Below are 13,821 nucleotides of genomic sequence, written 5' to 3' on the forward strand. Positions count from 1 at the left end.
ATGCAAAAAAATAGTCCAGCAGCTATGCAATGATTAAGAACAGGAGCAGGTGCTACTGCAATAGATATAAGAGAAAGTATAAAAGAACATAGACATTGAATGGTATTTCCTTTTAATGTTTATAGTTCATATATTCCTGATACTGAAACAGGTTGAAAACCTAATAATGCTAAACCACGTGATTATGGTAGTTATTCAAGAATATTTGATAATATGGAAAGTACGATTGCTCAATGACAAGGTAGTTTAAAAATAGTCCAAAAATATAAAGGTGAAGAAATTAATATATTAACAATTGATGATTTTAAAAATCAACCAATTAACTCAACAATATGAGCCAATAATGAAACACCTTTTGTGATAAAATTAAAAGATGAAAATAATAATGTTTATTGAAAATTAATTGATGGTGAAAATATTTATGATATTAATAGAATGTTAGAATACTTAAATCAATATAAATTAAGCTATTTTATTAATAATGATAATAAAGCTGATAACTTTTATAAAGAGGTTAAAGTTGGTAAATATTGAGATGCTTATATGGTTGATGATGTAAGTTCTATTAAATTTGGTGATGCTAAATTTGAACAAGTATTTACTCAACAATCAACAGAACGACAATATACTTTATTAATTTTAGATAAAGATATTACTAAATTAAATATTAATGATTATTATAATTTTTATACTGTATTTAATGACCGTGGTTTAAATATTGGTGGTGGTGATATTAATTCTGCACCCCAAGATAGACAATGATTATATCCATCAAATGTTATTAATTATTATTCACCTTATGATGGTAGTTTTTTATGACAAAAAATTATCTTTTCAAGTATTAATGACAAAATTAGTCATAGTGGTTTATCAGTAAGACAATTTATTCAAACAAGTGCCCCAGGTGAAGGTTATTGTTTTCCTAAAATAACTTATGATGAAAAACTAAATAAAGGTATTGTTGAATTAGATGAAATTTTATTAAAAGACCCAGGGGTTAGAATAATGGCAGTTAAATTTTATGGTAATCCTATCTTTTTTGATATGCCAGTAATTGGTCGACCAATTATTAAAGGTCAATTTAATAAAAAAGTAATGAATTCTCGTGATTTATTAATGTATAACATGTTTCCTGCACCACCTGATAAAATAAATACTTATGCTTCCCCGAAGTAAGTTGATATAACATTCAAGGTATTCAACCAACTATTATTACTGGATATAAAGATTGAAAAGAACATATTCAATCAATGTCTGATTTTTGAATTGAAAAAAATAATGATGGTATGATAATAACAGATAAAGCAAGTTCAACAGCAACCAATCCAACTGTTGGAACAACTATTAAGGAAGAAGACAAAAATTCTAAACCTTATTGGTCTAAAAATTGAATGATTACTCCGCCAGATAAAGTAAAAGTAAGTAGTGGAACTATTAATAATATAATTAGTACCCAAGCATCATCATATTTTAGAAGAAAAGATGAATTTGGTAATACTATTGGTTAAGTTCAAATTGAATATAATAAAATGGGTAAATGTAATGTTTGAGATATTTTAAATATGAATAATTTTATTAATCGCCAAATTACAGTATTACCTTTAAACTATACGCAAAAATTAGTATTTAATCCTTTTACGATACCTGCTATTGGAAAGTTTTTAAACTTTGTTTCGTTTGGTATTCCTTGGGACTGAATTGGTAATTTAACAATTACACAAGATGATAAATGACCTAATTTCCCATGACTTAATGGTTTTATGAGTGCTAATGTTTATAGTTTTTATAATGATGCCTTTTGAGGTGATAAGGCTGCTGGTAGGGGTTATTTACCATTTGAAATATTTAGAGAACAAGGAAATGATAAAATTGGTGCTATGATTGGTGCTAATGCTACTAGTTTTATTTTTACTACTTTATTAACTGATAAAATACAAGGCAATGTTTTTGAAAAAGATGGTAAACCAACTGAACGAATAATTTATTCAACTTACAATTTAAAACAATTAAACCCTAAAACTAATCGCATATATTTAATTAATGAATTAGTAAGATCAGTAGATGCTCAAACACCAGTTAGTGATAGTGAAAAAGATAATGATTGAGAATTCTTACAAACACCTGATGGGACAAATTGTAGTTATATAATTGATATGTTTTCTATTCAAGCATTATATAAAGGTAATTTTGAAATTATCTTTTATGCCGATAACCCATATATAAATAATGAAGAAGATTATTTACGCTTATCAGTATGGAGTTTTCGTGGTAAAACAAAAAGTGTATTAAATAATTATTTGCGCGATATGACAACTAATTATAAAACTAGTTTCTTATTGCCTCATGACTATGAAATACCAACATTTAATTACCCACAATATGTATTACCGCCAGTTCCATATAACTATCCAGAGTATACCAAAGATATTATTCCTGCTAATGCAAAATTACCTATTAACTTTAATTTTACAGCACAACCTTAGTGTAAGAATACTTTAAATACTGTGGTTAATTTATTTAATGATACAGAAGAATATACAGGTTATTATGAAACTGAAATTGATTTAAGACAAATTGACCCAACAATTCAAAGTATCAGTAAATTCCAAGATGCTTATAAAACTATTGAAATAAGTAATCTTAATAATTTCTCTATTACTAATAATGCAACTAAAATAGCAGATTACAATTATAGTAATACAAAATTAACTGCAGGATTTGAAATATGTGGTACTAGTTTGGGAACATTATCTGAACTTATTGTTAAAGAAGATGGGGAACAACAAACAACAAATGCTAATTTTCCTAAAAATAAAATTATTAAAACAAATGAAATTTTAACAGGACAAATTAAATCTTTTATTACAAGTCATGCAGATGAATTAAAAGAAAAAAAATATCATACACAATATAGAATTAAAGAAAAAAGTCAATTATTAATAAACTTTTTAATACAAATATCATCAATTAACAATATAAAATCTAATAAAGTTCAAAATGTATATTTACAATCATATTATACAAATAATATGAAATTAAAAATTAGATTTTCAAAAGTAATATGACCCCAATTTATGGGTACTTATTATCCTGATTATAAAAATTTTGGAAATGATAATAATTTAACTTTTTCAAATAAATCTGATAAATTAAATTTTATTAACAAAAATAATAATCCAGTTAAAATAACTATTAAACCAAATTAAAAAGAAAAAGAGATGTAAAATCTCTTTTTTTATTCTCCTTTTACTTTTATATTACCATCTTTATCAATATCTAAATTAGGTAATTTTTGTTCTTCACCATTTAAACGGTAAACTGATTTAAAATAATTTTTATTATTATTTTTTCATGTGGATTCTAAATTATTATTAATAAATAAAACAACATATAAATAACCAACACCTATATGAACACTGATTGAAAGTTCGCTTTTATTTTGAACATCTATAATTTTTCTATTTTCTTTGTCAACTTTTATATCGTTCTTAAATTTAATTACTCTTCACTCAGAATTTAATTTACCGCGCCATACTACATAATATCATTTATTATCTACTGTATTAAATGGTTTTTCTTGTGGTGCTATTCATTCTAGATTATCTCTAATGGTTTTATCCTTTGTGTCTATTTGGTTTTCTTTTTTTAATTTATCTAATTCTTATTTTGTATATTCATGTGTTTTATTACAAGCAACTAAACTTGTTGTACTTATTCCTAGTAATGATATTGCACCTATTATGCTTAATAATCTTTTCATTTTCTAACCTTTCTTAAATTTATATTTAAAACAACATGTTATCGCTAATTTTAAACAATTAATTATTTATCTAGATTTTTTTAAATAAAAAAATAAATAAAAATAAATTTAGTTTTATTTCTATTTATAAAAATATTGTTTATATTTATTTTAATTATTTATTTCACATTTTATTGTGATGATTTTCTAAAATAGAAATTTCTATTTTAGAAAAATGACTATTTTTATTTGTATCTTGTCATTCAATTTCAATAAAATTATCATCATTTTTTATTGCAATAGCTGATAAAATATCAAAATTTAATCCATTAATTTTTATAGCTTTATTACTACCATTTTTTACAAAGTAAATATTTTTATTATTTATATAATATTTATTATTTTTATTATCAGAACCAAACTTTCTAATATAATTTTCACTAATTCCATATATTTTTTCAATAATTGGTTTACGTTCACCATTTTCTCTAATTCAATAGAAAACATCAACACCATTATCAGTTTCTATGTTATTTTCAATTTTATTAGGGTTAGGTGCTACGGCAATTACACCCGGCATTGCTGTTCCGCTAATTGTTAATATACTTAATAAACTAAGTAATTTTTTCATACTTGTTTTTCTCCTTTTCTTAATCTTGAAACTTTTTATCAAGATCTTATTAACATTATATATATAATATATTATATATGCAAGAGTAAATTAACTAATAAAAAAAGTGCTAGTAATAAGCACTTTTGTTGATATTTTGATAAATAATTATTCATAGAAAATTTGTTGTATCTAAAAATTTTTATAAGGATTATTTACGAACAATGTTTGATTTAGATAATAATACTTATACGCAAGGATATAACAAAAAATATGGTTTGTTAGCAAATAATGGTTTTAAAATTTATCCACGATATTTTTATTTTTCTGATAAATATAAATTATTAGATTTTAAGATGTATTCAGCCTATAAAAATCGGTTTTATAATACAAATTATGGAGGTGTATTTAACTATGATTTTTCAGTTTCAAATGATTATAATATTAATCAAAATGAAGGATATGTTTTTGAAGGTGTTTTAAAAGATAAATATGGTTTAAAATATAAGAAAATGGAAGAACAAAAAATCGGTTATAATGTTTTTGAATTACAAGCACAAAAAGATAATTATATGTATCGTTATTATGATTTTAATTTTGGGATTTATAATTGACAAGAAATTAATAACGGTGGATTATTCCCTGATAGTCAATGATGACAAGCACAATATGAAAGTTGTAGTTGATATAATTTAGCGTGTCATATCAGAAATGCGGCAATTTGAATAGTTAATAATATTCCTGGTATAAAACAAGTAAACGAACTAGCGAGTGGTGTTGGAAAAATATTTCAAACAATTTATATTTTTTTTAGTCAAACATTTGAAGTATGAAAATTTAGTCCTGCATTGTATAACACAATAACTAATTTATTTTTATTAATTATCTTTATGAAATTTGTGCGATTAATTTAAAAAGGAACTATTTTTAAGTTTCTTTTTAACCTTTTCAATTTGTAATTTCACCAGTATTTTTATCAAAATTTAGTAATTCAATTGGTTCACCATTTCCATCTCAACGATAAACATTATCATTTGAAGTTTTAAACCCGTTACCAAATTTACCATAAATAGAAATATCCTCTCCATCATTAATTGCTTTAAAAATACTATACGGAATAATGGGTTTACCTGAACTTCACATTTTAGGAAAAATACCAATATATCATTTATTATTTATATTTTTAATCTCATTACTATAATCTTTTTTATCAATTAACTTTCATTTTTGAAATTTTAAATTAACTGATTGTAAATCAGTTATATTTGCTTTTAATTTATTTAATACTGTCGCTAAATTGTATTTATTAGCAAACGAATAAATAAAATTCGTTAATTCTCTTAAAAATTGTTTTTTATCAACATAATAAAATTTATTAATATTATATTGTATAGCATAATTATCTCAATTTTTATATAAATCCATAAATTTATCACTTGGTTTATCAAATGAAATTCCCGTTGAATAACTATCCTTTAAAAAATCTAAGTACCATTTATCATTATAAGTTAGTGATCTTGATGTTTTTAAAGTAGGATTAATAAAATAATTGGTATCACTTCAATTTTCAAAAAAAGTACTGCGTAAAAACATCGTATTAATAAAATCAGTTTCATTAATGCCCGTTTCTACACTCCGCTTTGTTCTTGCTTTTTCTTCTGTTTGTTGTGATTGATGGTTTTGTTGTAATGTCATTGCCCCTAACGAGAAAAAAGAAATCAATAAAATTGGTATAAACGAAAATAATACTAAAAACTTACGCATTATTTTTTACCAACTTATTTTTATGATTTTCTTTTATTAATTTGATAATTTCATTAAATAAATAACCATAAAAATAATGAATTATTAAGATATATCACAATATATCAAATCATAAACCATAAATTATATAAAAATTTATACCAGCATATTTCTCTTTTAATTCTTCAATCGTTGAAACTGTATCTAAAATATATACAAGCGTTAACGAAAAACTTATAATAAGATATAAAATTAAATCAACCCAAGAAATAAATAAACCATTTTGTTTCTTTTCATTTTTATTATCCATAAACTCAACTCCTAACTATACAATGTTTTTGAAACAATAAACCCAACAATATATAAACTTGATATTGTTAACATTAACGGATGACTAAATAAAATCGCCATTTTATCAAAAATAGATAACAACCAAGTATCAGAATTATATAAATCCATAATAATATTTTTTGCTGATGTCAACTGATTAATAATAACAGTAATAAAACCCGTTCCAAATATAGCGATTGCCGCTACCAATAAAACTAACTTAATCATATAAAATCAACTCCTTACTTATTTTTTTATTCTTTTAGTGGTATGAATTCTTTTAAAACCTAATTCTCTTGTTTTTGCTTGTCTTGCTAAACTTGATAACTGTTGTTTATTGCGACTAACTTTAAATTGTTTTCGTTCTTTAATATGTTTTTGTAAACCTTGTTTAGTACTAGAAACACCCCTAACAGTAGCACCGTATAGTTTAGAACTATTAATAACACCGCTTTTAACTGTTGAACCTAAATCGTTATATTTGTCATTGGTAATTTAGTATTTCAAATCACATCAAAAACAAATAAAAAAGTATCAAAAATAAAACTAAAAATCTTATTTCAATTATCGTTATTAACGCTTTCACTTAATAAATTACTCATTTTTTATTTTTCCTTTCCCTTTTTTTGCTTTTAAATTTTCTTTCAAAATATCAATATCAAACAATTCTAAGTGTTGTTTATTGTTTAATTTTGATATATCTTTTCAAAAGTATTCTTTTTTATTAAAAACCTCATCGTTTTTCAAATCACGAACAAAACTTAATCAATAACTATCATATTTCTGAGCAAATTCAAGCGGAATAATTATTTTAAAAAACCGAATTCCTAACCCAACATCCGACTTATGTTTTGCTCGTTTACCTTCTGCTGTTCGTTCTACTGATTTTGTTTTTTAAATTTCATAATCAGTAATATCTTGAAAAATACCAATAGCAGCATTACCAACCGCTTAAAAAATTGAACCAATATAATCAAATTGCTGACAATGTTCCCGTTTGAGTTAATTATGGATTGATTGAAGCATCATTCATAACCCCCCAATCGTAATAACAAAGCAGCAATTGGTAATACAACAATTGAAAATTGTAATGTTTTTCCTAATTTTTGTAAATATTGCATTTTATTTGTTTTCTTTCTTTTTTAGCTTACATAAGTTGATATGTTTTAACTAAAATGATTAAAAGATTATGTATTAAGTTTAATAATTGTAACTAGGCCAACTATTAAGGATATTGCAAATAATGATGTTAAGATTAAAAAAATATTTCGTTTAATTTCAAACAAAAGACCTCGTTCACGCTGAACTCCTAACCGTTGTTCTTTAAATTTATTATTTTTATTTCGTCAATATAAAAAGTGAATTAATAATAATAAAATCATAAAAAAAATACTAATCCCAATTACGTCGCCTCAAACTAGAGTTTGAGTATGTTTATCTAGTTCTAGTAAATTATTGGTATTAGTAAGTAATAAGGTTTGAGCCAATAATTTATTGTCCATTTTAAATATCCTTTTCTACTTTTTAACTATATGTTTTATTATTTTCTTAAATAGTATTTAAAAAATAATGTTATTTTATTAATAAGGGTCGGAAGTCCTAATTGCTATTACAATCTGCAATGTCAAAATTTATAATAAAAAAATAAATATTTTAAATATTCTTTGTTTTATAAATAATTTAATTAATATGACTATTATCATTTTTTATACTTTATTTTTATATGAATCAAACAGTTAATTTTAAATGTCCATAATCTTTTTTTCATTCTTTTTTTCTAAGCATAAGTATGATTACTTATGCTTGCATTATAACACTTTTGTTTTTTTTTAAAAAAAAGAAAATATAATTTTTTATAAAAAATTTTATACTAAATTTAAGAAATTAAAAACCTTCTTTCTCAAGAAGGTTTAAGTATTAGTTTTCCCTAAATTATTTTTGTAATTGTTGATCATAATATTTTTTTGTTTTATTAATATTGTTTTTGCCAACAAAAACAAAGTTATGTTTTGATTTAATACAATCTGGATTGATACAATGCAATTTATACTCACAAGGTTTTGAGCGACAGAAAAACACCGGTTGTTCACACATTTGGCATGATAAAATTGATTTTTGTGATTCTTGCATTGCAGCACATTTTTTACATTCTTCAGCATGTTGTTCGCAGCCAATGAAGACACTATCTGGCATTGCTAATCTTTTTTTTGTTTTAGTTGAATTGTTATTTTCGAAAGCCATAGTTTTTGTGTTCTCCTTTCATAAAATACTTGTAATAAACACCTCTCTTATCAAAAAATTATCGGCGCCAATAGTAAAAACATTAATGCCGATGAATGATAAAACTTATCTTTAAGGGTTAATTTAAGGGTTAATACAAATTTTAGTATATATTTTTTAGTAAAAATTAACAATGTTATTCCTTTCAAAAATGTTGATTATTAAGGGTTTGATGAAATAATTTGGTAATTTATGGTAAAAATTAAAAAAATAACTTATTTTATTTAAAATAATTTATAATTATTTAATTTGATTTAATTTATAAACTATAAAATAGAATTTATTTTAAGTTTAAACTTGAAAAAAAAAAAATACAATAAGATTATCGATAATATTAATCGAATAGAAAGGAAACATATAAAAAATGAAAAAAATTTTAGCAATTCTAGGAGCAATTAGTTTTTCGACAGTTGGAGCAAGTAATGCTATTGCTTGTAATGCAATACATGAAAATGAAATTAAAAGTCTTCAAAATCGATTATCAACATTAAAAGGGAAAATTAATAACTTAAAAAATATTAGTGAAGAAGAAAAAGAACAATTAAAATTTGCCTTAATAGAACTTGAAAATCAGTTACAAACATTAACTTCCCATGGAATTAAATCAATGTCAAAAACAGAACTTGATTTATTAAAAAAAGCAATATCTTTTTTAGAACAACAATTTAACAAATTAAGTTAAATAAATATAGTTAATGTTCTCAATATTTAAATTAAAAATGTTTCTTTTAATTGGAAATACCCAGTTAAAAAAAACATTTTTTTATTTCATTACAAGTTTTTATTTTTGAAGAGTATCTAAAAATTGATAAACTTCGTCATAATTTGGTTCAGAAGAAATTGGTAAAACAATTTGTAAATAAATAATTTTATTGTCTTGATCTAAAACCATTACACTTCGTGCTAATAAGTTATTAAATGGAAAGTATAATTTTGTTTGTGTTCCAAATTCACGATAATTAGTATCAGATAATAGAATATGGTTTGAATTAATAAAAGCTTCACATGCTCGTTTCAAAGCAAATGGCAAATCACGTGAAATTGTTATTAATTGAAAATTAGGATATTTACTAATAATTGTTTCATTAAATTGTTTTGTTTGTGTTAAACAAACACTAGTATCTATACTAGGTACTGCGGAAATAACTTTATATTCTTTTGTTATGGTTGCTAATTCAAAATCTTGTCAATCAACCATATCAGCTTTAAATGATACTTTGTCACCAACTTGAATATGATCTTTTGCAAGCAAATTTTTAACATCGCCGCTCATTGTTCCTACTGCCATAAAATTTATTTCCTCCCTTCTTTTATAAGAATATTATATCCTAAAATATTATGATAATAAAGTATTTCAAGCATTTTCAATTATTGTTGCTATAACTTCGTCAGCAATATAATTAATCGGATTTATTGTTCGTTGTAATAAACAAATAAATTCAATGTTTTTCTTTTTATTTCCTAAAATTGGAGAATAGTCACAATTGATAACACTGAAACCATTATTAAGACCTAAAGTAAAGATTTTTTTAATAACATCATAGTGGGTTGCTTTATGATTAATTTTTCCTTTCTTAACAGCTTCTTTTGTACTCTCAAACTGTGGTTTAATTAATAAAAAAGCATAATGATTTAATAATAAAATATCTTTTAAAGATGGAATAATTTTATCTAATGAAATAAAAGAAACATCACAGCAAGCAAATTCAATTTCATCAGGGGCAAATAATGCTTTAGTAACATATCGAAAATTAGTTTTCTCTAATGAAACAACCTGCGGATTATTGCGTAATTTTCAAGCTAATTGGTTTGTACCAACGTCGACAGCATAAACTTTTTTAGTATGATTTTGTAATAAACAATCGGTAAAACCACCAGTTGAAGCACCAATGTCAAGGCAAACTAGGTTTTTAACGGTTAAATTAAAAGCAGTTAAACCTTTGGCTAACTTTTCCCCTGCTCGGGAAACATATTTTAATGGTTCACCACGTAATTTAATAATACTATTTTCTTTTACTAGTTCACCTGGTTTTAAAGCTGGGACATTATCAACTAAAATATTGTTTGCTAAAATCATTGCTTTAGCTTTTTCACGCGAAGGAGCTAAATTATTATTAACCATTAACTGGTCTAACCGAATTTTCATTAAAATTTATTCTCCCTTTCATTTACTTTTCTTAAATGCACGTTGGTTTTGATAACGAAATAATAATCGTTGCTTTCGATTTTTTGTTTCTCGATAAGTTTCTAAGATTGTATCTTGTGCTAGGATATAATTAGTAATTTCTTTAAAAAAGTAAGCACCATATGATAATGATCATTTTAATGAAACAAAATTTTGATCAATTTTAGCTTCAATAATTTTTGAATAATTACTAATAATGTAATTACATTCTAGCATAATGTTATTAATATTATTATATTTAAAAAGATAATATGTTGTTTGTGGTAATTGATATTTTTGTGCTAAAAAAGCAAGATTTTTTGGAATAATTAATTGTTGAGTATCTAAGTCAATTGTAATATCAACTGGTTTTCATAATGGCACATAGTGGGTTTTCCCCGATAAAGTTAATAACCGTTGCTTAGTATCTTGTGACATTTGTCACTTTTTCCCTCATTTGTTATTTGCTCAATTATAATAATTAAACTTGTTATTTTCCATCTAATCACCCATTTGACTAAAGTAATTATACCAAATTTAGGATGAACAAAAAAGGATTTAGATAATAATTTTATTTGCATTAATTATCCTAATATTTCAAATTTAATATTTATACTTTCACTTATAATTTAGCAAATAATTATAACTTATTTTTTAAAAAAATATATTACTTTTTTTAAAAAAATAAATATTTTTAAAAGGCAAATTATTTACAATTTTAAGCTTAAAAATGGGAAAAAAATTGATATTTTAATAATTATCACTAAATTAATTGTGCCATAAAATGAGAAGAATATAATGAAAGTGTAAATAATATTTACGGCGTCAATATAGATATTTTTACAGGAGATGATTAATAATGTTTGGTTATAAGAATATCTTAGTTGGTGTTGAAGCAATTGCGTTGGCAACTACCCCGGCATTATTATTATCGAATACAACATTTATCAATAATACATACAATAAAACTGCACATAATATAAAACCGAGGAAAAACTAGGAATAACATATCAACAATTTTATCAAAATAATAAATCAAATATTGATCTAACAAATATTAAAAATTTAAAATATGGAATTAATAAATGGGATTATTATTTTGTTTACTCACACTTATACTTAAATCATGCTTTATTAACCAAAGTTCAAAATGATTTAGGATCAGTTGACGGAGTTATTGCAGCCTTATTAAGCACAATCCCAGAAATTGCAACTGTCGCTGGAATTGTTGCTGCATTATTAATTGCACAATGATATGTCTGAAATATTCCATCATATGATCAGGGTAATGGTGTTGGTATTAACTTAATTGGAGTAGTTCCTCAAATTATAATTTCTGTTTGAGCACAATAAGTTATTAGTTTATTATCAAAAACAGACAAGGCCCAGATTTATTATTTACACTACTGCTAGTTTATACTAGCAGTTTTTAAATTTAGTTTTTAATTAAATTTAAACAAATAAAAAGAGCACTTTGCTCTTTTTATCTTTCATTTTCAATTTTTTGGTTTTGTTCTTGCTGTGTTGCAATATGTTCTTTATAAATTTTTATCGTTTGTTCTTTAGTTAATTTTTCTAATCTTGCTGGTTTAGGTACTACATTTGGGACGTGTTTTATTCCCCTGTATAAAAGATTGAATTACCTGTTTGTAATATGTTTTCATTTTTGCTATCAGTTTCAGATGAAGGGTTACCAACTTCTAGTCCTGGATTTGCTTTTAATTCAAAAGTATTTAGTTTACTTTTTAAATTACTTAAAGTTTTCTGTGCGACATCAATAATTTCTGGTCCATTTATAATATTTTCTTTATCTTTATCATTGTGAAAATATTGTAAAACTACCCCATTAAATAATTCATTATAAAAATTTTTAATGTCTGATAGTTCTTCTAAGTTTATTATTTCTTTTAAATTATTATCATTTGAGATAACTTCTTGGTATATTTTATATTTTTCATCTAATTCTGCTTTAAAATCTGCATATTCATTAGCAATAACTTTTAAATTATTAATAAATTCGATTCTTTTCATTGCAATTTTCTTTCAATATTGTTTTTAATTATTATTTATGAAATAATAATTAAAGTAATTTATTTTAAAATTAGTTTTAAAATCATATACTTATTAAGTTTATCATAATTTATTAGTACAAACATTAATAAGCAAATAAAAACTCAACATTTATTGAGTTTTTATTATTTTTGTTAATTAAAATGTTTTAACAACTTTTTGAATTTCTTCATCATATTGGTCAATTAACTCATCTGGACTTAGGGCATTGGTTGGAGCAACTTTTGTTCCTGCAACAAGAATTGGTTTATTAACAGTAGCACCAACAAATTCTCATGTTCCTTTTAAATATTCGGTGTGATTTCCCCATGGATATCAACCAAAAGGAGCTCCTTGGGTTGTTAAAATTTGTACTTTTAAATGTGGTAATAACCCGATTGCATCACCTTTTTTTGCATATTTATATGAAAATGTTTTATCTGCAACTAACACATGATCTAAGTAATTTTTCATTAAGCCAGAAACATTAAAGTTGTTCATTGGACATACAACAATAACTTTTTGTACTTCTTTTAATTGATTAATATAAACATCAGCATCCTCTGCATTAAAATAAGTACCAAAATTATCACGCGTAAGTGTTTTAAGGGCCATTGGGGTTTCGTTTAAATCTAAATGAATAATTTCATCGTTTGCATTTGCTGCTTGATAATATTTAAGAAAACGAACTGCTAAAGCTTTTGAATATGATTTTTCATTAGGGCTAACCGTTCCATAAATTACTAATACTTTATTTGCCATGATTATCGTTCCTTTCTCGTTTTATTTTATCATATTTTATTCTCTAAACTAATTAATAATATTGTTAGAAATTGTTGCAAATGATAATTTTTGATAATTTAAAAAATTTAACAAAATTTTTAAAATAGCAAATAATTTTTAGCA

19 protein-coding genes and 3 pseudogenes are annotated in these 13,821 nt (G+C 23.9%); 7 read left to right on the forward strand and 15 right to left on the reverse strand.

The features are described 5' to 3' along the window. The 4 genes from ABNT63_RS06755 to ABNT63_RS06770 all read left to right on the forward strand — a co-directional run bounded on the left by ABNT63_RS06755 (position 1) and on the right by ABNT63_RS06770 (position 3,206). The gene (locus tag ABNT63_RS06755) at positions 1-1,176 is read left to right on the forward strand and encodes a hypothetical protein (protein WP_348735038.1); all 1,176 of its coding nucleotides are present in this window, start codon (positions 1-3) and stop codon (positions 1,174-1,176) included. 74 nt (positions 1,177-1,250) lie between these two features. Further along, positions 1,251-1,508: a hypothetical protein gene (locus ABNT63_RS06760; RefSeq protein WP_348735039.1), complete on the forward strand. Its 258-nt coding sequence runs from the start codon at positions 1,251-1,253 to the stop codon at positions 1,506-1,508. Positions 1,509-1,529: 21 nt separating this feature from the next. Next, the gene (locus tag ABNT63_RS06765; protein WP_348735040.1) at positions 1,530-2,483 is read left to right on the forward strand and encodes a hypothetical protein; all 954 of its coding nucleotides are present in this window, start codon (positions 1,530-1,532) and stop codon (positions 2,481-2,483) included. 21 nt (positions 2,484-2,504) lie between these two features. Further along, a complete protein-coding gene (locus tag ABNT63_RS06770; protein ID WP_348735041.1) occupies positions 2,505-3,206 on the forward strand; it encodes a hypothetical protein in 702 nt (233 codons plus the stop codon). Between the two features lie 455 nt (positions 3,207-3,661). Here ABNT63_RS06770 and ABNT63_RS06775 read toward each other — a convergent pair whose 3' ends face one another. Together ABNT63_RS06775 and ABNT63_RS06780 are read right to left on the reverse strand one after the other, a co-directional pair. Then, positions 3,662-3,760, reverse strand: coding sequence for a lipoprotein (locus ABNT63_RS06775; protein ID WP_348735042.1), 99 nt, complete (start codon positions 3,758-3,760; stop codon positions 3,662-3,664). A 154-nt stretch (positions 3,761-3,914) separates the two neighbouring features. Continuing rightward, on the reverse strand, positions 3,915-4,370 hold the full coding sequence (locus ABNT63_RS06780) for a hypothetical protein (RefSeq protein WP_348735043.1): 456 nt from the start codon (positions 4,368-4,370) through the stop codon (positions 3,915-3,917). A gap of 161 nt (positions 4,371-4,531) precedes the next feature. Between ABNT63_RS06780 and ABNT63_RS06785 the strand changes: the two are divergent. Next, positions 4,532-5,263, forward strand: a pseudogene (locus tag ABNT63_RS06785) (spiroplasma phage ORF1-like family protein); the annotation flags it as partial. Positions 5,264-5,288: 25 nt separating this feature from the next. On the opposite strand, the gene ABNT63_RS06790 reads toward ABNT63_RS06785, so the two are convergent. The 7 genes and pseudogenes from ABNT63_RS06790 to ABNT63_RS06820 form a co-directional block, all read right to left on the reverse strand. Further along, the gene (locus ABNT63_RS06790; RefSeq protein WP_348735044.1) at positions 5,289-6,113 is read right to left on the reverse strand and encodes a spiroplasma phage ORF1-like family protein; all 825 of its coding nucleotides are present in this window, start codon (positions 6,111-6,113) and stop codon (positions 5,289-5,291) included. Further along, positions 6,106-6,402, reverse strand: coding sequence for a hypothetical protein (locus ABNT63_RS06795; protein ID WP_348735045.1), 297 nt, complete (start codon positions 6,400-6,402; stop codon positions 6,106-6,108). The genes ABNT63_RS06790 and ABNT63_RS06795 overlap by 8 nt, the downstream gene beginning before the upstream one ends. Positions 6,403-6,413: 11 nt before the next feature. Beyond that, positions 6,414-6,650, reverse strand: a complete 237-nt coding sequence (locus ABNT63_RS06800) for a hypothetical protein (protein ID WP_348735046.1) — start codon at positions 6,648-6,650, stop codon at positions 6,414-6,416. An 18-nt stretch (positions 6,651-6,668) separates the two neighbouring features. Beyond that, positions 6,669-7,024, reverse strand: a pseudogene (locus ABNT63_RS06805) (hypothetical protein). Beyond that, positions 7,017-7,355: pseudogene (locus tag ABNT63_RS06810) on the reverse strand (hypothetical protein); the annotation flags it as partial. The pseudogenes ABNT63_RS06805 and ABNT63_RS06810, both read right to left, overlap by 8 nt. A 254-nt stretch (positions 7,356-7,609) precedes the next feature. Continuing rightward, positions 7,610-7,924 (reverse strand): hypothetical protein, encoded by a 315-nt coding sequence (locus ABNT63_RS06815; RefSeq protein ID WP_348735047.1) that lies wholly within the window; start codon positions 7,922-7,924, stop codon positions 7,610-7,612. A gap of 430 nt (positions 7,925-8,354) precedes the next feature. Beyond that, entirely contained in the window at positions 8,355-8,663 is a 309-nt protein-coding gene (locus ABNT63_RS06820) for a hypothetical protein (RefSeq protein ID WP_348735048.1), read from the reverse strand. A 403-nt stretch (positions 8,664-9,066) separates the two neighbouring features. On the opposite strand from ABNT63_RS06820, the gene ABNT63_RS06825 reads away from it, so the two are divergent. Then, on the forward strand, positions 9,067-9,384 hold the full coding sequence (locus ABNT63_RS06825) for a lipoprotein (RefSeq protein ID WP_348735049.1): 318 nt from the start codon (positions 9,067-9,069) through the stop codon (positions 9,382-9,384). 99 nt (positions 9,385-9,483) lie between these two features. Here ABNT63_RS06825 and ABNT63_RS06830 read toward each other — a convergent pair whose 3' ends face one another. Genes ABNT63_RS06830 through ABNT63_RS06840 form a run of 3 tightly spaced genes read right to left on the reverse strand, consistent with a single transcriptional unit; the run spans position 9,484 to position 11,367 of the window. Then, positions 9,484-9,990, reverse strand: coding sequence for a thiol peroxidase (locus ABNT63_RS06830; protein ID WP_348735050.1), 507 nt, complete (start codon positions 9,988-9,990; stop codon positions 9,484-9,486). Between the two features lie 48 nt (positions 9,991-10,038). After that, complete coding sequence (locus tag ABNT63_RS06835) at positions 10,039-10,848, reverse strand: TlyA family RNA methyltransferase (RefSeq protein WP_348735051.1); 810 nt, start codon at positions 10,846-10,848, stop codon at positions 10,039-10,041. 6 nt (positions 10,849-10,854) lie between these two features. After that, on the reverse strand, positions 10,855-11,367 hold the full coding sequence (locus tag ABNT63_RS06840) for a hypothetical protein (RefSeq protein ID WP_348735052.1): 513 nt from the start codon (positions 11,365-11,367) through the stop codon (positions 10,855-10,857). A 358-nt stretch (positions 11,368-11,725) separates the two neighbouring features. On the opposite strand from ABNT63_RS06840, the gene ABNT63_RS06845 reads away from it, so the two are divergent. Beyond that, the gene (locus tag ABNT63_RS06845; protein ID WP_348735053.1) at positions 11,726-11,866 is read left to right on the forward strand and encodes a hypothetical protein; all 141 of its coding nucleotides are present in this window, start codon (positions 11,726-11,728) and stop codon (positions 11,864-11,866) included. A gap of 103 nt (positions 11,867-11,969) precedes the next feature. Here the strand turns inward: ABNT63_RS06845 and ABNT63_RS06850 are convergent, their stop codons facing one another. The 3 genes from ABNT63_RS06850 to ABNT63_RS06860 form a co-directional block, all read right to left on the reverse strand. Continuing rightward, positions 11,970-12,248 (reverse strand): hypothetical protein, encoded by a 279-nt coding sequence (locus ABNT63_RS06850; RefSeq protein WP_348735054.1) that lies wholly within the window; start codon positions 12,246-12,248, stop codon positions 11,970-11,972. Positions 12,249-12,480: 232 nt separating this feature from the next. After that, a complete protein-coding gene (locus tag ABNT63_RS06855; protein ID WP_348735055.1) occupies positions 12,481-12,897 on the reverse strand; it encodes a hypothetical protein in 417 nt (138 codons plus the stop codon). Between the two features lie 177 nt (positions 12,898-13,074). Further along, positions 13,075-13,677, reverse strand: a complete 603-nt coding sequence (locus ABNT63_RS06860) for an FMN-dependent NADH-azoreductase (RefSeq protein ID WP_348735056.1) — start codon at positions 13,675-13,677, stop codon at positions 13,075-13,077. Between the last annotated feature and the right edge of the window lie 144 nt (positions 13,678-13,821).

Source organism: Spiroplasma endosymbiont of Ammophila pubescens (assembly GCF_964020965.1).
GTDB lineage: Bacteria > Bacillota_I > Bacilli_A > Mycoplasmatales > Mycoplasmataceae > Spiroplasma.